Raw genomic sequence first — 19380 nt, 5'->3', positions numbered from 1 at the left:
TACTACAAGCCCTTACTGGAGCGGTTCTATCCGGAAGTAACTGCCCGGTTGCAGCGAAAGATTATTCATAACCAAACGGCCACTCTGCCCTTGCTGAATCAAACCATCACCAACACGAATGGCATTGATATTGGCATCCATACTCTGGCTAAGAATCCCGATATGCAGGCCTTTGCTGGTCTGATCAATGGTTTGCGACACTGAGACATTATTCAGAACAACTTCTGCTGTCAGCATAGGATCAGGATCACCATTATTTACCGCAGAGTCGTCTTTAATGGTGAGGTCAAAGCTGGTTGTTCCTGCAATGGTAAGATCCATCTGCATGCCTTGAGCACCAGCACCCGGCAAGGTGTAGATCTGTTGCTCTATGCTGCCGCCATTCAGGTTAAGATTTTCGATTGCATAAGAACCCATACTCAGAGACTCATTACTGCCGTCTCCGGAACTCAGGGTTAATGCACCGATAATTAAATCCAGATCACTGACACCCGATATTGTGGTATCAAGACCAGTAGAATATCCGTTGTCGGTAAAATCGGTCTGGTAATGAATTTCACCATTGGTACGCAGCTGTACATTACGCAAATTCAACCGCTGATTTCCCGTGCGGTAAAAGGCACTTCCGACATTCAGATCGGTATTAATAACGCCTTCAATACCATCAACACCTGGTGTGCTGTTTGCGGCAATCGTTATATAACCTTCATTAATTGAAATATCGGCATACCCAACATCACCAAAATTATTGGTGCCAAAGATATTATTTCCGGCAGGATCCAGCAGTGAGATATTTTTAATTTCAAAGCTGCCGCTGGTTTCACCAAGCTCCAGTTTTAATTTGTCGTTATCGCCCGTCAGGAACAACTCGCTGCGGAATTCAGACTGCCCGGTTGCCGGCAAAAACACGACATCAGAAGAAAAAGTTAAACCGTCTTCATCAAACTGATAGGTCAAACCGCTGCCCGCTTCCATCACGGTACGAAAAGCAACTTTAGAACCTGAGACATCATTAAGAAGTACGGTTTCCAGGTAACTGTTACCGACAAACTTCCAAACCGAAAAGCGCATTGCGCCAAATAATGTGCGTCCACTGAGTGATATCTCACCCAGCTCTAACTCCAGCGTATTGATATCGCTGCTGCGAATACTGACATTACCACCGCTGTCGACATCAATATCTGTGCGAATGGTATCAACACCAATCATATTTCCTGCGCCATCGGTTTCGATGGTGCGTAACTTCAGACTACCAATTTCCAGGTAATCCTGGCCTTTACCGTCTTTATCGTTTTCGGTAAAGCGGATCGCACCCGTCGTCAGAAAATCGCCATCCGGGTTTTGCGTCGTCATTTCAATGGTGATACCCGACTGTCCGGATACAGCCGCCATTGATTCATCACCCAATGGCTGCATCGCCATAAGCGGCGTACTACCGGCAACAGCAAAAGAAAACGTAACCAGGTTGCGTAAAATCATATTAATGCCCCTCAACCTGTAAATAGCTGTTATTGGTCAGGTTCATCTGAATATCCATCGTGCCGATACTCACCGGATTGACAGCAGCTGCCACCTTATCACTGCGTTGCAGGGTCACATCCTGCATCAGCATATTTGCGCTTACGCCGCTGGCTGCGTCAGTATTATCAAAATCAAAAACCAGCCCCCGCTGACCATCAACGTTCATGCGCATGCCTTTAACGCTGAAGTCGCTTAGCAGACTGATATTCGCCGACATTTCAAACACATTCGGATTGGGATACGTGCCGTCCACTTCACCGGCGATATACACGTAATCAAATTGTGAGCCCTGCTTCAGAACGGTATCAAACTCAAGTCCATACTCACCGGCACCGCGGGCATTCTTAATCAACAGATAACCACCGGGCGTCAATACGATATTCCGTAACGCAGCGCTGTTAAGAACATCATCACCAACACGGGCGTTATAAAAGTTAATGTTGCCACCGGTCGTGGTAGGAAGACCCATCCGCAGACCTTCACCAACTAAGTCGAAGGTAATGTCTTTAAGGAAAAGACCGCCACCATTTGCATCACGAGGGTCGCTGAAATCAACGGTGGTTGTGAAACGTGTGCCGTCGTCTTCGATGTAGGTCTCATAAGACATGGAATTGGGAATATCCAGATCCAGCGTCAGACCATTACCATCAAAGCCACCGGCGTATAAATACGTCACCATGGCATCGCCATCGGCCATCTGAAAATTGCCCTGTCCAAAACCACCAAGGGAGTATTGGTTAATAGCAATGGAGCCTATTTCCACCTCTACCGGCAGATCGCGGTTGGTGAACACCAACGCCTTACGGCCACCAACGTCTTTGACTTCAAGATCAACCTGAACCGGTCGGTTGGTTTGGGTATAAACACGAATCGGCGACATGGAAATACTACCCACGGTGCCATCTGCACCCAGGCCGTCATCGTCGATATAAGAAATGGAATCAATACGCGCGTCGTATTCCGACGTATAACGCAACCCCTGAGCCTGACCTGTCACTTCCGACAGCGAGCTTTCATCCAGCGCTTCAAGCGCCAGAGCAGGTGTACCGGCCATCATGGTGGCCAGGATGAGACAGCACTTTGATGCCATCTGACTCTCCCTAATTTTTTATTGTTGTTATACGTACGGACTAGCGGTGATACGAACGTGCAAGATATCAGAATCAAAACTTGCGTGCTACTTAGGTGTCAAACGATCGTTCCATAACGAGGGCAAAAAACCTGAAATTGCATTGATTTTCAACGACTTACAAATCAACTAAACATTATGTAAAGTTCACTGAAATGGACCGGATTACGTCACCCGGCGGGAGCTTGCCCAGCAGCGTCCAAACAGAAAATTAAGGCAGGTCAGATACAGCCAGATAATGGCCTGATAGAAGAACAATAATGGGATAAAAGAAGGCGGAAAGAAGAGAAGCTCCGGACGGAATAATCCGTCCGGAAAAGACCATCAGCCCTGCGATAACAGCTCGCGCAGGTCGAGAATCGCCGCATTGGCGCGGGAAATGTAAGACGCCATCACCAATGAATGATTGGCGAACAAGCCAAAGCCACTGCCGTTAAGAATCATCGGCGCCCACAACGGCTCCTGAGTCGCTTCCAGCTCGCGGATAATCTGACGCAGACTCACCAACGCATTTTTCTTATCCAGTACTTCGCGGAAATCGACTTCGATGGCGCGCAGAATATGCGACAGCGCCCAGGCCGTACCGCGCGCTTCGTAAAAGACATCGTCCAGCTGGCTCCAGGGCGTTTTCACTTCCTGATCGTAATCAGCCGGTGTTGACTGACTCGCCGTACTGTCACCTGCGAGGTCGGTATTCAGGCGGCGCTTGCCAACAGAAGCACTTAAGCGCTGCGACAGGCTGCCCAGACGGGTTTCGACATCAAACAGCCACTGGCGCAGGTTATCGGCGCGGGCATAAAACTGCGCACTGGGTTCTTTCGGATCGGCCAGACGGTGCAGATAACCATCCAGCGCCTTGAGGCCGCGCTCGTATTCCGCCTCAGAAGAAGGCACAGCCCAGCTGTTACTGTCAAAATGCAGCTGCGGCTCGGCCACCGACAGGTCTTTATCTTCGGTGGACTGGCTCTGTGAGCGGCTGAAATCTTTACGCAGGGCGCGGGTAAAATCACGCACCTGAATCAGCACGCCGTATTCCCAGTTCGGCACATCATCGAGCCACAATCCGGGTGGGAAGACATCATTACTCAGATAGCCGCCGGGTTTGTTCAGCAGTGCCGAAGTCACTTCCATCAGCGTTGCGGTGGTGGTGAAACCCACCACCGGTTCAACCCCCATGGCTTCAGCACGCTGTAAGGCCCGCTCACGCACCGGGAACAATTCCGGTTCAGAACTCCAGATAAACCCCAGAACAAGACATACCAGCAGGTAGACCACCAATCCCAGAAGCACAGCACTGCGCGCTACGCCGCCGTCAGTCCACCAGTCCTGCAGACGCTCACGCATATCCAGTATTTTGTTCTGCAACTGCCCCTTCATATCTTCCTTTCCTTTGTTTGTATCGCAAAAAACAGCAGCAAGCCTAACCGCCGCCGACCGTTCGGACAAGCGGCACACAGCTGATATACTGCTGCGACTCAATAAGTCAGTCCCGCCGCCACACGGGAGACCCTGTCAGCAGAGGCCAGGCAATGTCCGCCAGTCAAACTCAACCATCGTTAACCCACAGCGAACTCAGCCATCGCTACCAGCGTATTCTCGAAGCCATGTCAGAAGGCGTCTATGGCCTCAATGCGGCAGGTCATGCCACCTTTGTAAATCCGGCAGCCGAGCGCCTGACTGGCTGGAGTCAGGCCGAAATTGAAGGAGAGAGTATCCACCGCTTTCACCATCACAGCCATGTGGATGGCCGCCATTATCCACAGGATGATTGCCCGATTTACCAGACCCTGCAGACCGGCATCAGCGCACACAGCGACCAGGAAGTGTTCTGGCGTAAAGACGGCAGCTGGTTTCCGGTGGAATATTCCAGCAGCGCCATCATCGACAATGGTGTGATTACCGGCGCGGTGGTGGTGTTTAAAGACATCAGTGAGCGCCTGCAACACCAGCGCTCACTGCAGGCCGCTCTTGATCAGGTTGGCCAACTGCAACGCCAGCTGCAGGCCGAAAATCAGTATCTGCAACAGGAACTACGCGATCAGCAGGGCGAATCAGAGCTGCTCGGCCAGAGTGACGGCATGCTGCAACTGCAGCACAGTATCCGCCAGGTCGCGCCAGCCCCCAGTTGCGTTCTGATTCTGGGTGAGAGCGGCAGCGGTAAAGAGCTGGTCGCACGCAGCCTGCATCAGCAAAGCCCGCGCGCGGCCAAGCCCATGGTGCGGGTTAACTGCGGTGCTATGGCCGAAAACCTGCTCGAAAGTGAACTGTTCGGCCACGAACGCGGTGCCTTTACCGGCGCCCACCAACGCCGTATCGGCCGCTTTGAACAGGCCGATGGCAGCACTCTGTTTCTGGATGAAATCGGCGAATTATCCGCCGCCGCTCAGGTAAAACTGCTGCGTGTCCTGCAGGAAGGTGAAATCCAGCGCCTGGGCAGCCAGCACACCATTAAGGTGGATGTGCGTATCATTGCCGCCACTCACCGCGATCTCGCCGCCATGGTACAAAGCGGTCAGTTCCGCTCCGATCTGTATTTCCGTCTGAATGTTTTCCCCCTGCATGTTCCGCCCCTGCGTGAGCGGCAGGCCGATATTCCCCTGCTGGCCACCCATCTGCTGCAACGCCTGGCCAGCCGTCTGAACCGTAAGGCACTGGTGCTGCAACCTGCACAGCTGCGTCAGTTAATGAATCACCCCTGGCCGGGCAATGTGCGTGAGCTGGCCAACGTTCTTGAGCACGGTATGATTCTCAGCACCGACCAGCTGCAACTGCCCTTGCTGCACAGCAACGCGATCCATTCGGATCAGCCCCATGGCAATGAGAAACCGCTCCCCCTGAGCGATGCCGAAAAGCAGCATATCCTGCGCGCTCTGAACTACTGTTCCGGCATGGTCGGCGGCGAAAACGGCGCGGCTAGGCTGCTGGGTTTGCCGGTCTCGACCCTGCGTTCACGGATGAAAAAACTGGGCCTGCTCTGACAACCCACAACCCAAAAAGATGTGGCATTAAGCGCCAATAAAAGCGACATATCACCAGATGCGAAATATCAACTCGATATGTCGCTTCTGAGTACACCACAGCCTGTGCCAAGCCAGTGTTTATGCACCCTGAGTAACTGGTACGCCGGTTGCCATAGGAGCCTGTCGAAGATTTTCACAGGTTCTGATGTTTATGATCCCCCGTATACCCCTGCTTTCTGCCCTGCTGGCCTCGGTCCGCCGCCACAACAGCAACCGCATTCCAATGCATATTGCTGATGAGCCGCCACACCGGGTAAGACTCGCCAACGGTCTGTTCCGTAACTGGCGCCGCGCCGTTGGCTGGCCGTTGCTGGCCCTGTTCTTTATCACGCCCTGGTTGAGCTGGCAGGGTAAGCCGGCCGTGTTTTTTGATCTGAACGCCCAACAGTTTCATATCGGCGGTTGGTTGTTATGGTCAGAAGATCTGCTGCTGCTCAGCGGCCTGCTGATTGGTGGCGCCTTTGCGCTGTTCTTTGTCGCCATGTACGCCGGACGCTTGTGGTGCGGTTTCAGTTGCCCACAGACGGTATGGACCTTTATGTTTATCTGGCTGGAGGAAAAAATTGAAGGCTCACGCCAGATGCGCCGCAAGCTGGATCAGGGCAAAGGCAACCGCCAACAGAAAATCCGCCGGGCACTGAAGTTTGCCGCCTGGGGACTGCTCAGTCTGGCCACCGCCGTCACCATGATTGCCTATTTCTACCCGCTGGCGCAGTGGTGGAGTGATGTAATCCGCGGTGATGTCAGCAGCGTCGCCACATTCTGGCTGATACTGATCAGTACCCTCACCTTCCTGAATGCAGGCTGGCTGCGCGAATCGGTCTGTACCCACATGTGTCCTTACTCCCGTTTTCAGTCGGTGATGTTCGATAACCAGACGCGCACCGTGCGCTACGATACCGACCGTGGCGAGCCGCGCGGCAAGAACAACCCAGAGAATAAGGCCGCTGGCGACTGTATTGACTGCGGCCTGTGTGTACAGGTCTGTCCGACCAATATCGATATCCGTGACGGCCTGCAGATTGCTTGCATCGACTGCGGTGCCTGTATCGACGCCTGTGACAAAGTGATGTTGCAAACCGGCCGCGCCATAGGCCTTATCACCTACCAACCAGAACAGCAGCTGAGCCCGCTGCAACGCTGGCGTCTGTGGGGCTATGGTGCTCTGGCGATCAGCGCCTTTGTCGTGGTATTGGCCAACACGCTGCTGCAACCGCCCTTAATTGCCAGTCTGGAGCGCGACCGTCTGGCCCTGTACCAGCTGACGCCGGACGACACGCTGATTAACCGCTATACCCTGAAGCTGCACAACCGCAGTCATGAAGATATGCAACTGACGGTGTACGACCAGCAAGACGCCGTGCTGCAGACAACGCTGAGCGCCGGTCAGCGCGCCGCGCACAGTCTGGATATCGAACGTACGACCGAGACCCCAAGCCAGGCACTGGAGTTGCGTATTGAAGATCAGCGCAGCGGCTACCACAAGAGCCTGCCAGCGCGCTTTACCAACCCCAGAGTGCGTACCGCCAACCTCGCTGCAAACCATTAAGGCAGCGAATCAACGCCCACAAAAAAGCCCGTATGGTTGTCCATACGGGCTTTTTTGATCCGCTATCAGCGGCTCCGGGTAACTCCCAAAGGAACTTACATTCGGTAGTTACATACGGCAGTTACATACGGTAGTTTGCCTGGAACGACAGACCCAACGCATTCACGTCAAATTCGCCTTTCAGGTTGTCATAGCCTTTCTGGTTATCGTCCAGATCGTAGTTGTATTCATCAATCTTGGATTTGTCGATAAACAGGTAAGCCACCGCCGCATCAAAGCTCCAGCTGCTGTTCAGGTTGTAGGTTGCACCCGCCGTCAGCCACTGACGGTCGTTATCCGGTACTCGTGCTGTACGGTGCTTGTCTTCAACCGGTGAAGCATCAAAAGCGTAACCGGTACGCAGGGTCCAGTCCTGATTCAGGCTGTACTCAGCACCCAGGGAGTAAGACCAGGTGTCATGCCATTTTTCAACAATATGACCGATGTAATTTTCACCCAGACCGCTGATGTCATCGATCGTGCCGGACTTGGTCGCAATCACGTCGAAGTATTTGAACGATGACCAGTCCGTCCAGGTCGCACCCGCTAACAGTTGCAGACGATCGTTCAGCTGGTGAGCCAGACTGAAGGTTGCCGAACGCGGGCCAGTCAGAGGCACACGCGAATCCTGTTTGCCAATAGTCCCGGTAGCCGGATTGCCATTAGCATCCAAAGGCGTCATGTCAGGAGTTCCGGTAGCAATAGCGGTCTCCAGTGCATTGATGCGGGTTTTATCGGCATTGGTATCCGCCGGAACAATCGCATTGGAACCGGCGGAATAAGCCATTACACCTGTGGACTGTTTGAACTCAGACTTACCTTCCAGATCAAAGTCGATCTCGGAGCGGTAGGCAAAGCCCAGTGTGGTTGCCTGGCTGGCGTCCCACATCACGCCGAAGTTCCAGCCATAACCAATGTCATCACCGCTGACTTCAAACTTATTTTCGTAACCACGGTAATCTTCCGGGTTAATTGCCTGACCACCCTGAGCAGCGCTGTAAGCTGCCGACAGAGGAACCAGATCCAGTTCTTTACTCAGCAGTCCCTGAGCGTAAACGATATCAATACCCACACCGAATGACAGGGTGTCACTCAGCATGTAAGAAAAGGTTGGCTGAATATCGATGGCAGACAGCTGTGTCTCATCGGCAAAGCCACTGGCCAAAGAACCCTGTTTGTAATCGGTTGCCGTGCCAAAGGGCGCGAAGATACCCAGACCCACGGCCGCTTTGTCATCCAGCTTGTGCACGATATAGCCAAACGGAATGACTTTATCCGGCATAAAATCGCCGCCATCGTTATACACACCGGCTTCGCCGTACGGTGTAGTTGGGCTTACTGCCAAGTTGCTGTTCCGACCGGTTGCATCAGTACGCACACCTTCAAAACTGCCTTCCAGCTGCAGATAGGTAAAACCAAAGCTGGCCTGGGAGCGCTCAAGACGGCTCATACCGGCCGGGTTAAAGAACACCACAGAAGCATCATTAGCAACCGCAGCACTGCCGGCAAATGCACGGCCTGCACCACTGGCGCTTTGCTCATTGATTTTAAAACCGGAAGCCTGAACACCGGCACTAAACAGGGAAGCTGCCGCTACGGCAACCGCCAGAACGGATGGTTTATTGAACATCTGAACACCTTGCTGAAACGCTACGTGAGCCGCCCGGTCAGGAGAACCCCACAGGCGGAATAACCGACAGATTTATTGCTGTTCGTCGGAATGCGGCGGCAGTATGCCAGCACAAAATCGGCCAATTTGTATCAGATGGTAACCATTAGGTAACTTATTGAAACAAATTAGGCTTAAAATGACTTTTTTGAACATTCATGTTCAGTATTGAAAAAACCACCACGGAACCTGTGCCTCGCGGCAAGGTCAGCGCGAGCTTGTCGCACAGCCAGCTCACACCACCGCAACGTCATAACGGGGTCGTCCCAGCCGTACGCTGGCAGGTATACTGCCGCTTTTGCCGGAATGATCCGCTATGACTCCCGCAGCCATAAATTCTGCAATCAGCCCCACCAGCGTGCAGCCCGTCGCCATTGCACACACGCCGTTTGCTGAAAAGTTCGCCATTCCGCGCCAGCCGCAACTGGCAACCGCTGCACGGGCAGTGATTGAACTGCTGCCGCCTTACAATCAGCCGGAAGCGCTGGTCGGGCTGGAACAGGTCAGTCATATCTGGCTGCTGTTTCAGTTTCATCAGGCTCCGGCCGATGATCCTGCGGCCCCACGCCTGCGGGTACGGCCGCCGCGTCTTGGCGGCAATGAAAAATTAGGCGTGTTTGCCACACGCAGCACTCACCGCCCCAATGGTATCGGTCAGTCGGTGGTTAAGCTGGAGAAAGTAGAAGGAACACGGCTGTGGGTATCCGGTGTCGACCTGCTCGACGGAACCCCAATCCTTGATATTAAACCCTACGTTCCCTATGCCGACAGCATTAGCGCGGCACACAACGGCATCGCCAGCGAAGCTCCGGCAACGGTCAGCGTCCGCTGGCAAGCAGAGGCGCGGGCTGACGCACAACTACAGGGTCAAAGACTGGGAGAAGACGTGGTGGCACTGGTGGAACAGTGTCTGGCACAAGACCCCAAACCGGCCTACCAACAGCCTGATCCGGAGCGTCGATATGGTGTGCGGTTCTGGGATCTCAATGTGGTCTGGCACTACCCGCAAAGCGGCGGGATTTGTGTTCTGGCGGTTGAGACTGGCGGAGCCGTATAAGCTCCGCCACAGCCCGGCATCCGCACTCAGCGTAAAAAATACAACCGCTGCTTAAAGGATGCCAGGCCACGGGCTTTAAAGCGCGGCTCCTGTTCGATCAGTTCGCGCTCTTCAACCAGTGTCAGCTCGAACAACGTTTGGTAATGCGCTTTTACCTCATCATCGCTGACGGCAAACGGCGGCCCATCCATCAGGCTCTGATCGTAATCCAGGGTAATCAGCATCTGCGCAGCACCGTGGCTGAGCGCATGCAGGTGTTGGCTGTATTGTTGGCGCATGCTTTCCGGTAACGCCACCAGCGCGGCGCGATCGTACACCGCAGCAACATCGCCCCCCAGTTCCCGTTGCAGTTGCGCCCGGTTAACCGCGAAAAAATCACCGGCAATCAACAATACGCCATCACCGCGATACAGCACCTGCTCACCTTCACGGCTTTTTTCGATGGCAATATCCAGCTCCTGAGTCAGCTGGGCGGCCAGTTCGTCCAGCGCAATCTCACTGAGTTCAATGCCGACCACGCCATAACCGGCCTGGCGCAGCCAAAACAGGTCCAGGGTTTTTCCGCACAGCGGCAACAGCACATTATTGCCTGCCGCCAGCTGCATATCCGGCCAGTATTTCAGCAGGACTTTATTCACTTCATCGAGGTGAAAACCAATCTCTTTTTTTGACCATTTGTCGTGCCAGAATTCGCTGTGCATGGATACCTCATTTGCCAATCTCTACACGCCGATAATGCGGCGCAAAGGTTGGTTATAACCGATCAGACATGCTTATTCCAATCCGACTCTGGTCGCCCTCTGCCGACCTATTCCGCTGCTTTGTCCGACCAGACGGCCAGCTCATTACCACCCGGCTCAGAAAAATGAAAACGGCGGCCACCGGGAAAGCTGAACACGGCCTTGGTTATTTGCGCCCCCGCCGCTTCTACCCGTGCCAGACAGCTCTCCAGCTCCGCAGAATAAAGCACCAGCAATGCACCGACGGCTGCCGGGCCTTTGTCTTTATCAAAATAAAAACCACCATCCATACCCGCTTCGGCAGCAAAAAAAGCACAGTATTCCGGGCCATAGTCCTGAAACGTCCAGCCAAAAACCTGCTGAAAAAAGGTTTTAGTTGCATTCAGATCGCGGCTGGAGAATTCGACGTAATTTAATTTTTCCTGCATACATACTTCCTGTATCTGGCGGTGAATAAAGTACATCACCATAGACTGAATAACGGCCACAAAAAAGCCGGAAAACATCCGGCTTTTGAGACGATCAGTTTCGTAACTCAGGCTTTTTTGGTGTACGCGCTGATAATTACAATCCGCGTACCGTTCACACGGCCTTCAATGTGTTCCGGGTTATCGGTCAGGCCGATACCACGCACCATGGTGCCGCGCTTAGCGGTAAAGTTAGCGCCTTTAACATCCAGGTCTTTGATCAGGGTAACGTTATCGCCAGCCTGCAAAACCGCACCGTTGCTGTCGCGGGTTGGCTCACGGTCATCATCGGCTGATGCCGCACTGGTTTCGGCCCATTTACGGGTGTCTTCTTCCATATACATCACGTCCAGCAGATCCTGAGCCCATGGCTCGGCCGACAGACGCTTCAGCATACGGTAAGCCAATACCTGCACCGCCGGTACCTGACTCCACATGCTGTCATTCAGGCAACGCCAGTGGTTAGCATCCGGCTCACCGCCTTCGACCTGTGCTTTACAGGTTGCACAAAGCACAACACCGCTGTCGACGGTCAGTTGACTGTGCGGAGGCACCAGAAAAGGGGAAAGATCATTGGCAGAAGTACACAGCTCGCATTGATTAGCCGCGCGCTGCAGCAGACTTTGTTCGATGGACATAAGCATTACCCTTAAATTAAGGCGGGCTATTATGCACAAAAGCACCCTTTTTGTCGCCTGTGTCAAAAACTGTAAAGCCCCATCAGGGCGTAATGCTGTTAACTTAACGTTTTAAATCATTTTGAAACGCCCAATGCCTCACAGGGGAACTTATCCCCTTGCCGGCGGGCGACCCCAGCTTCGCGCTGTGCAGGACTTAATCCGCTCTGAATAATCCTGCGATCTCGGTAACGCGAATAATGGGCCATCCATGGCCCTATTCGCTCGCCCGGCATCCATGCTGGGGCGTACCGGCGCAGCATTATTCAAACCGGCGTCCTGCAGGCGCATTGATTATTCCGCTAAGCGGCTTTTCAGAACGGACATTGCTGTTCGATAAAAGCGACGTTGCAGCTGGGATAAACCGCGCCTCTGGGCCCGCCGCCATGAACGATGATTTTTACGATCTGACTGGCATGGATGCCAGACAAGCGTATGTGGCCATGGATGGCCAATATACGCGTGGTCAGTAAAAAACGTGTGAATAAGGATTACGGGCCAGAAAGCGCAAAGCAGGGGCCCGGGGAGAAGTTCCCCGGATTGGGGCGCAGGGGCTTGCCCCGCAAAGGCTGTTCAAATGCAGTCAGCGCTGGCTGGCTGGTTAATTGAACAGCATTACCGCGCGAGCGAGTTTTGTCTGCATCCTTTAATCTGGATTCAGTTCATCTGCAGAGCAGCAATATCAGGGAAGCGTTCCTGCCAGCCGTCGATCAGTGCATGCTGGTCGATATCCCATGGATGAAAACCATCCTGAAAGAACAGACGCATCGACTTCAAATTGTCACGCAGAATGCCTTTTTTGCCCCAGAAGAATTTGGTGGCTTCGACCCACTCGCGCAGGCTGGGGAAATGACGATCGGCTTTCAGCATCAGGAACTGGTAATACGCCAGACGCGAGAACAGGCCGATAATGGAAATAAACATCACCCGCTTGCGCAGCTTTTCGTTATTCACTTTCAGGCGGTAAATATCAAAGGCCACCGCCTTATGTTCAATTTCTTCCACCGCATGCCAGATCAGCATCTGGCGGATGGTCGGATCAACGTCGTCGAGAATTTCCGGGTTTTTCAGCAGAAATTCAGCCATCGATGCCGTGAAATGCTCCATCGCCACGGTCAGTGCCAGCTGGCGGCCACGGCCTAATTTCTTTTTCAGAAAACCAATGCGCTTCTGCAAGCGGTTGGTAATTTCATGCATGGGAAAGCCCATATCATGAATGGTGTTGTTCAGGCCCTCGTGGGAATGACCGTGATGGGCTTCCTGGCCGATAAAACCACGGATCTGCGCCAGTAGTACCGGGTCTTTGATTTCGTTCTGGTAATTACGCACCGAGTGAATAAAAAAACGTTCACCATCCGGAAACAACGCCGACAGTGAATAAAAAAACGTGCTGACCAGCGAGTTATCTTTAAAGGTGTATTTGCGCATCGGGGCGGCCGTATCAAAGGCCATGCGCCGTGGTTTAATCTCTACAGACTGCGATTTATTGTTGTGCTCAGTCATGGGGTTACTCCAGGGATAAATAACATTGCCACCTGCAGCCTGGGCCTTATAACGCAACGAATCGAGGGAGGCTGCAAGCAGGTTTGTACTGCGGTTTTGTGGCCAGATAAGACATACTGACATTGCAACTACTATGACATACTCCGTACCAGCGGCTCCGGTGATAAGCTTGCACTCTCCAGTGCAAAAAGCGCAAACACAGCATCAGCGGGGCGCAGTACACCGCCATCAGCAACAAGACAATAACAACCGACAGGCATAGCACCAGGTATGAAGACCACCGGCACCGGCGCTTACAGTATCTCCTCCGATTATCTGATTCTGCTGACCGAACTGGCCTTTGAGCGTGGCATTTCTGCCGCCGAACTGCTGATCGACTCTGGCCTGCCGGAACAGATTCTGTTCCAGCCGGGAGTCCCCGTTGGCCACGAATCCTGCCTGAACGTCATCGAGCGCTTCTGCAACCTGACCAACGACCTCGGCATTGCACTGGAATACGGTAAACGCATGACCCTGTCCAAGCATGGCGCTTTGGGTTACGCCGCACAGTACAGCGCCACCATGGGCGATGCGGCATTAAAAGTAATGCGTTATGTCGAAACCCGCGCCCAGATTTTCGAAATCGCCCGCGCCAGCAGCGAACATCAGCGCCACCTAACCATCACCCCGCGTTTCGACAACCCGGTTGCCGGGCCGTTTATCACTCTGGCGTTTCTCAGCAGCGTTGAAACCATCTGCCGCACCCTGGTCGGCAATTACGGACGCGAAGCAGAAAGCTGCATTCATCTCACCTGTCCCGCCAGCCTCACCGGGCAAAACACCCTGCCCCATTGCAGCGTGATCGGTGATCAGCGCCATAACAGCCTTACCTGGCCGGCCAGTGCTCTGGAGCATCCACTGCCCTTCTTTAACCCGGAACTGGAAACCCTGGCAGAGCAACAGCTGCAAACCGCGCTGACCAGCCTGACGCAAAGCGGCTCGGTCAGCGGTAAAGTGCGGGAAATTCTGAATGACCGCCTGCAGGATATGCCGACCGTCGAGCATGTTGCCTCCATGCTGTGTATGTCAGCCGCTACCCTGAACCGCAAGCTGAAAGCCGACAGCAGCAGTTTTCAGCAGTTAAAAGACGATGTCCGCTACCGCCATGCTCAGCGTCTGCTGAAGCAGGAAGACCTGGCCATTGACCTGATCGCCGAACAATTGGGCTACAGCGATGCCAGTAACTTCGCCAAAGCCTTTAAAGCCTGGTCCGGTGTATCCCCCTCGCAATACCGCCAGAGCGCCTGAGCCAAACACTGACAAACAGCCTTAATAGCTAAAAAGGATCAATAACGAAATATTGATAAACTCTTTTAACTGGTCAGCGCCGTAGCTTTTCCGTATCTAAGGCCCCTTTCGCTCCGCAACGGCAGATATTCACTATGCGCAAACCCCAAGGCCCGGCCAAAAATTCCGGCTCCACATTCGGAAAAAGCAAAAAACGTCCGGCCAAAAGCCATAGTTCACGCCCTCCGCAAAAACAAAGACAAAGCCAGAACCAAAACAACGGACGCCGCAGCGCGGGAGCCGGTAACGAAGCCCGTATTATTCAGCTCTGGTCACAATGGCAAGCACAGGCCGTTAAGCCCCCACTCGACCGCTGGTTGCGCGGCCAGCTGCGCACCTCACGCCAGGCCGATGCAGCCGACAACACCCTGCCGCTGAGCGAAGCCATGTTCAGCGCCCTGCGCTTTCAGCAACTGGCCTGCGCGCTGGAAGATATGCTCAATGGACGCAACGGCCTCAGCAGTGATGCCGTTCACTGCGACTGGCTGAGCTGGGATCAACAATGGCAGTCAGCCGCAGCCGATACCATGCACCCCAGCGCGTTCTGGTACTGGATTCAGCTGCGCAGCCTGCAGCCCTGGAATTTCGTGCGAATGGTGCGTCAGGACGAGCAACGCGCCCACCTGTTCGCCAATATCGAACATCAGGTTAAAGCCAATCCGTTATCACCACCCGCCCTGCTCTGGCATGGCGTGCGCCCGACCTGGCAACCCCTGTTACAGCAGCGTGCAACCCGCAGCCACTGGTCAGACAGTGATCTGCAACGCTTCCTCAATATGCAGAATGGCTTCCCGCCGCTGTGGCTGCGCATTAATGATCTGCGCCTGAGCGAATTACCGGCCGACGCCCGCCCCTTAAAAGTTCTGCAGCAGCGCCTGCAGGAAGAAGGCGTCAGCGCCCAGCTGCGTGACGACCACCTCTGCGCCAGCGGTGGCCGTGGCGTTAACAGCAGCGAGCTGTACCGCAGCGGCGTAATTGAAATTCAGGACCTGGCCAGCCAACACATTGCCGCCGCACTGAATGCCAAACCTGGCGACAAAATCTGGGATGCCTGCGCCGGAGCCGGTGGCAAAACGCTGGCGTTAGCCGGAAAGATGAACAACAAAGGCGCAGTGATCGCCACCGACCTGCATCAGTACAAACTGGATGAATTAAAACGCCGTGCCAGCCGCGCCGGTGCGCGTAATGTGCGGACTTTTTTGTGGGATGCCGTCGCCCCACTGCGACTGCCACAGGAAATTGCCCGCCAGCAGGGCTTCGACAAAGTACTGATCGACGCGCCCTGCAGCTCTGCCGGCACCTGGCGCCGCAACCCCGATGCCCGCTGGCGCTTTAACAGTGCCGACAGCAGCGAACTGCAACAGATTCAACTGAATATTCTGACCCAGGCCGCACCGGCCGTACGCCCCGACGGCATGCTGGTGTACGCCACCTGCAGCTGGCAGGTAAGCGAAAACGAAGACATCGTCAGCGCCTTCCTGCAGGCCAACCCGACCTTCAGCCTGCAAAGCCAGCAAATGCTCGGTGCTCCGGAAGATGACTGTGACTGTATGTTTGTAGCGGTAATGAAGAAGGCAGGCAGCTGAGCGGTTTTATGGCCGGAGTGACAGGGGTTACTCCGGCTGCAGCTTAGTTGGTTAGTGTTTTCTAACTGAATGTTCAAAGCTGCCAAATCCCTAGCCCCCAAAAAATAAATTGAAAAAAGAAACATCGATAAAATACTAATCAATTTCTAATAGTTGTATCCCTAAAGTTACTAACGCGATCAATGCTTCAAGAAGCGGCAATGATCTCACCGCCGTCCATTTCTTATTTGTCAATTTTTTCCATCCGGATAACATTTTTTCCTGGAAATATTTCAACCATAATTTCGTGCATTTTTTTTATCAGGCCTTCCAACTGTTCCTCACCACGTTGAGTAAGTTCTATTAATTCAGATGTTACACTTTTCATTGTTGTCGAAATTCTATCTCCAAGAACCCTGTCAATATCATCTAAACTGACAGATGCTCCATCCACAAAACCTGCGGCTTCCATTGCTGGCTGAACAATATTAATATGTATGTGATTTCTTGTTTTCACTGTCGTATTAAATATTGTAAAAATCTCTTCGATTTCTGTTAACTCCGTCAATATCTCCGACTTCCCCTCTGAAATTAAGAACGAAATTGAGTCATAATCCAATTTCCAGTCTGGATCGGAGTTTCCTAGAGATGGCTTGATAGCAACATATGCATCCGGACTCCCGGAATAATCCTTTAAGAATTGCTTATTGAAGCCTGCTACATAGTTATAGACACGCACCAATGTAAAAATGGCTCTATTCGCAGAGGCTAAATCAATTTCATTTTTTCTTCGCCGCTCTCGATCGGCGTTGAACTTATAGGCAAAAAATGCACCAGCAAATGCAGCAACCAGCGTTACCACAGCACCTAAAATTGTTTTTGCATCCAGAGCCGGCATTAGCCCTATCGAGATCCCCATACAGAAGGAAGCTATCGCTATGAATAGTGTTTTCTCATGATCACTGGGAAATAACTTGAACTTCATACCTCTCCTTGAATCCTAACGCCATACTCAGTGAACCAGTGTAGTGGATTATCTTATGGTAAAACAATGAAAAATCGGGAGCATCCCCCTTCTTATTAGGGGTCGCTATTAACCATGATATTTATCTAAACTCGTTCTAATATGTATTCGGTAACTTTTGACGGGCTATTTCTGTTTCCATCTATATAGTCATCAGTAGAGTAAACACCATCCATTTTTGTTCCATCGAACCTTATCAACATAATCCTGTCGTCTTGCCTTGACTTTAACATGTCTTTAATTGCTCACCACTCTAACCCACACTATTCCTTCTATGAGTATTCTTCACACAAAAACTAAAGAAACTAATGTACAGCCACTCTTAGTGTGAAAAGCCGCTTGGCGGAATAATCAATGCGTCTGCAGGACGCAGGTTTGAATAATGCTGCGCCGGTACGTCCCAGCATGGATGCCGGGCGAGCGAATAGGGCATGGACAATTTTGTCTGGAACAAAATTGAGCAGCCGCAGGCTGACCCCCAGGGCGTAGGGCAGGATGCCCGGAGTACCGCCCATTATTCGCGTTACCAAGATCGCAGGACTATTCGGAGCGGATTAAGTCCTGCACAGCGCGAAGCTGGGCCTGTTTTCGCTCCTGCAAAACATGCATTTCCGCCATCCATGGCGGTCAGGTATAAAAGCCACGCCGGCAAGGGGATAAGTTCCCCTGGGAGGCAACAGGCCTGGATGTTAAAAACACTGTTTGTTGTTATCGCCGGTGGGCAGTGCCCACCCTACCCGCTGATTAAAAAACCGTTAAGCCGTGAACCACTTTTCAGTAACCCGCCAACCGCTCCAACCCCGCCACAGAACAGTTATAGCGATATACCCAGGCGCGTCTTGTCAGCGTCTGCTGACTATTCTCCGCCATAACCTGCACTTGGCAGCGAACGCGCTGATATTCATGCGGTTGCGGGAACGCCGGGCTGCACTCCTCATAGGCATCCAGCAGTGGCAACAGGCTTTGTGGCTGACGCAAGGCGTACAGGTCGCCCTTGATCCAGTCACCGCGCGGATCACAGATCAGCCCCGGATAATGAGCCACACGATACAGACGGCCACGGATCTGTGCCGGCCCGCACCAGCGTGCCTGTTGTTGCAGGGCGCGGCGCAATTGCCGTAATGCCTGTTTATCGGCTGCGGCAGGCCACATCGTTTCATCCGCCAGCCAGTGCTGTTGCAGAGTACCGTAGACAAATAACCAGTCGTTCATGGCTGAACTCTCAGAATTTTGTGTGCAGTGTAAAACAGGAAGAATAAAGAGAGGAGCAGCGACGGATTGCGTCGCCGCATGCAGGCAGTTTTATGCAGGTATTATGTTTTAAATGATATTGCTCATGTAAGGCTGTTTATGGGCAACTACTCATGCGCAATCAGGGCATTCTCGGTACCCAGAATTTCTGCTTTAAAGGTTTCGCTGAACGGCTTGGCGCCAATCCAGATTCCCAGAAACGCATCAAATAAACGCTTACTGGCAATCACACCGCGCACTTCATTTTTAACGATAATACGGGTGCCAACACCGGGTACGTATTCGACATGGGTTTCGTCACCACTTTTCATGCTGACGTCGAACATCTCAATTACTTCGTCAATCGGCGCACCCAGGGCCTCGGCTTCTTCGTTGCTGAGGTTTAATGCATCGTATAAGGCTTTGGCAACACGACGTCCGCTGGCACGCGGCAACAGCGTGTGGAACACCATACGCTTATACCCTTCGTCACCAATAACAGCCTGTTCGGAATGCCCCGGATTCTGCATGTACAGCAGGCCGACATACATATCGACCACGTAATAATATTTACGCACCGAAGCGCCGTTCAGTGTCATTTGCGGAAACTCACCGCTCGCTTCAATCACATCGGGAAATTCGGTATCGGCAATCGTCCGCGCCTGAGCCTGCACTGACAGCATTAATATCAGTACCGAAGAACAGACAGTAACAGCGATGCGTGTCTGGAAATTAAAAAGGCGGGAAAAAGCGGCTGAGAATATTTTCATACGACACTCCTTATCATTATTAGCGCCCGATTATGTCCTGTAAGGAGAACTCACAGAGTGCAACGGACAACACTGGCGACATCCTTTACCAGCA

Annotated in this window: 17 protein-coding genes; 6 read left to right on the top strand and 11 right to left on the bottom strand. The window is 52.9% G+C overall.

Annotated features, from left to right (window positions below; genetic code table 11):
- Positions 1–12: 12 nt before the first annotated feature.
- The 3 genes from NYR02_RS17285 to NYR02_RS17275 form a co-directional block, all read right to left on the bottom strand.
- Positions 13–1479 carry a DUF6160 family protein gene (locus NYR02_RS17285; protein WP_260977599.1) on the bottom strand — a complete coding sequence of 489 codons (1467 nt, stop codon included), beginning with the start codon at positions 1477–1479 and terminating at the stop codon, positions 13–15.
- Position 1480: 1 nt separating this feature from the next.
- Positions 1481–2611, bottom strand: a complete 1131-nt coding sequence (locus NYR02_RS17280) for a DUF6160 family protein (RefSeq protein WP_260977598.1) — start codon at positions 2609–2611, stop codon at positions 1481–1483.
- 363 nt (positions 2612–2974) lie between these two features.
- A complete protein-coding gene (locus tag NYR02_RS17275) occupies positions 2975–4027 on the bottom strand; it encodes a DUF2333 family protein (RefSeq protein WP_260977597.1) in 1053 nt (350 codons plus the stop codon).
- A 152-nt stretch (positions 4028–4179) separates the two neighbouring features.
- Between NYR02_RS17275 and NYR02_RS17270 the strand changes: the two genes are divergently transcribed.
- Both NYR02_RS17270 and ccoG read left to right on the top strand, forming a co-directional pair.
- Positions 4180–5628 (top strand): sigma-54 interaction domain-containing protein, encoded by a 1449-nt coding sequence (locus NYR02_RS17270; protein WP_260977596.1) that lies wholly within the window; start codon positions 4180–4182, stop codon positions 5626–5628.
- A 193-nt stretch (positions 5629–5821) separates the two neighbouring features.
- Entirely contained in the window at positions 5822–7219 is a 1398-nt protein-coding gene (gene ccoG / locus NYR02_RS17265; protein WP_260977595.1) for a cytochrome c oxidase accessory protein CcoG, read from the top strand.
- Positions 7220–7340: 121 nt separating this feature from the next.
- Here ccoG and NYR02_RS17260 read toward each other — a convergent pair whose 3' ends face one another.
- Complete coding sequence (locus NYR02_RS17260; RefSeq protein WP_260977594.1) at positions 7341–8888, bottom strand: OmpP1/FadL family transporter; 1548 nt, start codon at positions 8886–8888, stop codon at positions 7341–7343.
- 355 nt (positions 8889–9243) lie between these two features.
- Here NYR02_RS17260 and tsaA point away from each other — a divergent pair, with 355 nt between their 5' ends.
- Positions 9244–9984, top strand: coding sequence for a tRNA (N6-threonylcarbamoyladenosine(37)-N6)-methyltransferase TrmO (gene tsaA / locus NYR02_RS17255; protein WP_260977593.1), 741 nt, complete (start codon positions 9244–9246; stop codon positions 9982–9984).
- Between the two features lie 26 nt (positions 9985–10010).
- On the opposite strand, the gene tmpT is transcribed toward tsaA, so the two are convergent.
- The 3 genes from tmpT to NYR02_RS17240 all read right to left on the bottom strand — a co-directional run bounded on the left by tmpT (position 10011) and on the right by NYR02_RS17240 (position 11829).
- Positions 10011–10685, bottom strand: coding sequence for a thiopurine S-methyltransferase (gene tmpT, locus NYR02_RS17250; RefSeq protein WP_260977592.1), 675 nt, complete (start codon positions 10683–10685; stop codon positions 10011–10013).
- A 107-nt stretch (positions 10686–10792) separates the two neighbouring features.
- On the bottom strand, positions 10793–11152 hold the full coding sequence (locus NYR02_RS17245) for a VOC family protein (RefSeq protein WP_260977591.1): 360 nt from the start codon (positions 11150–11152) through the stop codon (positions 10793–10795).
- 107 nt (positions 11153–11259) lie between these two features.
- Entirely contained in the window at positions 11260–11829 is a 570-nt protein-coding gene (locus NYR02_RS17240; RefSeq protein ID WP_260977590.1) for a PhnA domain-containing protein, read from the bottom strand.
- A 239-nt stretch (positions 11830–12068) separates the two neighbouring features.
- Here NYR02_RS17240 and NYR02_RS17235 point away from each other — a divergent pair, with 239 nt between their 5' ends.
- Complete coding sequence (locus tag NYR02_RS17235; protein ID WP_260977589.1) at positions 12069–12341, top strand: hypothetical protein; 273 nt, start codon at positions 12069–12071, stop codon at positions 12339–12341.
- A 184-nt stretch (positions 12342–12525) separates the two neighbouring features.
- Here the strand turns inward: NYR02_RS17235 and NYR02_RS17230 are convergent, their stop codons facing one another.
- Entirely contained in the window at positions 12526–13371 is an 846-nt protein-coding gene (locus NYR02_RS17230; RefSeq protein ID WP_260977588.1) for a metal-dependent hydrolase, read from the bottom strand.
- A 270-nt stretch (positions 13372–13641) separates the two neighbouring features.
- On the opposite strand from NYR02_RS17230, the gene NYR02_RS17225 reads away from it, so the two are divergent.
- The gene (locus NYR02_RS17225) at positions 13642–14658 is read left to right on the top strand and encodes a helix-turn-helix domain-containing protein (protein WP_260977587.1); all 1017 of its coding nucleotides are present in this window, start codon (positions 13642–13644) and stop codon (positions 14656–14658) included.
- 134 nt (positions 14659–14792) lie between these two features.
- On the top strand, positions 14793–16283 hold the full coding sequence (locus NYR02_RS17220) for an RsmB/NOP family class I SAM-dependent RNA methyltransferase (RefSeq protein WP_260977586.1): 1491 nt from the start codon (positions 14793–14795) through the stop codon (positions 16281–16283).
- 223 nt (positions 16284–16506) lie between these two features.
- Here NYR02_RS17220 and NYR02_RS17215 read toward each other — a convergent pair whose 3' ends face one another.
- From NYR02_RS17215 to NYR02_RS17205, 3 genes are all read right to left on the bottom strand, one after another.
- Entirely contained in the window at positions 16507–17247 is a 741-nt protein-coding gene (locus NYR02_RS17215) for a hypothetical protein (RefSeq protein ID WP_260977585.1), read from the bottom strand.
- Positions 17248–18060: 813 nt separating this feature from the next.
- Positions 18061–18498, bottom strand: coding sequence for a gamma-glutamylcyclotransferase family protein (locus tag NYR02_RS17210; protein WP_260977584.1), 438 nt, complete (start codon positions 18496–18498; stop codon positions 18061–18063).
- Positions 18499–18644: 146 nt separating this feature from the next.
- A complete protein-coding gene (locus NYR02_RS17205) occupies positions 18645–19286 on the bottom strand; it encodes a chalcone isomerase family protein (RefSeq protein ID WP_260977583.1) in 642 nt (213 codons plus the stop codon).
- Positions 19287–19380 lie beyond the last annotated feature (94 nt).

Origin of the sequence: Thalassolituus pacificus, from assembly GCF_025318105.1 — a bacterium.
Lineage (GTDB): Bacteria > Pseudomonadota > Gammaproteobacteria > Pseudomonadales > Oceanobacteraceae > Venatoribacter > Venatoribacter pacificus.
The sequence above is the reverse complement of the archived record's forward strand: the minus strand, read 5'-3'. Positions and strand labels throughout refer to the sequence as shown.

Excerpts from the sequence above, each read along its gene's own strand:
- NYR02_RS17285 (WP_260977599.1), bottom strand. The coding sequence starts at position 1,479 with ATGATTTTACGCAACCTGGTTACGTTTTCTTTTGCTGTTGCCGGTAGT.
- NYR02_RS17280 (WP_260977598.1), bottom strand. The coding sequence starts at position 2,611 with ATGGCATCAAAGTGCTGTCTCATCCTGGCCACCATGATGGCCGGTACA.
- NYR02_RS17275 (WP_260977597.1), bottom strand. The coding sequence starts at position 4,027 with ATGAAGGGGCAGTTGCAGAACAAAATACTGGATATGCGTGAGCGTCTG.
- NYR02_RS17270 (WP_260977596.1), top strand. The coding sequence starts at position 4,180 with ATGTCCGCCAGTCAAACTCAACCATCGTTAACCCACAGCGAACTCAGC.
- ccoG (WP_260977595.1), top strand. The coding sequence starts at position 5,822 with ATGATCCCCCGTATACCCCTGCTTTCTGCCCTGCTGGCCTCGGTCCGC.
- NYR02_RS17260 (WP_260977594.1), bottom strand. The coding sequence starts at position 8,888 with ATGTTCAATAAACCATCCGTTCTGGCGGTTGCCGTAGCGGCAGCTTCC.
- tsaA (WP_260977593.1), top strand. The coding sequence starts at position 9,244 with ATGACTCCCGCAGCCATAAATTCTGCAATCAGCCCCACCAGCGTGCAG.
- tmpT (WP_260977592.1), bottom strand. The coding sequence starts at position 10,685 with ATGCACAGCGAATTCTGGCACGACAAATGGTCAAAAAAAGAGATTGGT.
- NYR02_RS17245 (WP_260977591.1), bottom strand. The coding sequence starts at position 11,152 with ATGCAGGAAAAATTAAATTACGTCGAATTCTCCAGCCGCGATCTGAAT.
- NYR02_RS17240 (WP_260977590.1), bottom strand. The coding sequence starts at position 11,829 with ATGTCCATCGAACAAAGTCTGCTGCAGCGCGCGGCTAATCAATGCGAG.
- NYR02_RS17235 (WP_260977589.1), top strand. The coding sequence starts at position 12,069 with ATGGGCCATCCATGGCCCTATTCGCTCGCCCGGCATCCATGCTGGGGC.
- NYR02_RS17230 (WP_260977588.1), bottom strand. The coding sequence starts at position 13,371 with ATGACTGAGCACAACAATAAATCGCAGTCTGTAGAGATTAAACCACGG.
- NYR02_RS17225 (WP_260977587.1), top strand. The coding sequence starts at position 13,642 with ATGAAGACCACCGGCACCGGCGCTTACAGTATCTCCTCCGATTATCTG.
- NYR02_RS17220 (WP_260977586.1), top strand. The coding sequence starts at position 14,793 with ATGCGCAAACCCCAAGGCCCGGCCAAAAATTCCGGCTCCACATTCGGA.
- NYR02_RS17215 (WP_260977585.1), bottom strand. The coding sequence starts at position 17,247 with ATGAAGTTCAAGTTATTTCCCAGTGATCATGAGAAAACACTATTCATA.
- NYR02_RS17210 (WP_260977584.1), bottom strand. The coding sequence starts at position 18,498 with ATGAACGACTGGTTATTTGTCTACGGTACTCTGCAACAGCACTGGCTG.
- NYR02_RS17205 (WP_260977583.1), bottom strand. The coding sequence starts at position 19,286 with ATGAAAATATTCTCAGCCGCTTTTTCCCGCCTTTTTAATTTCCAGACA.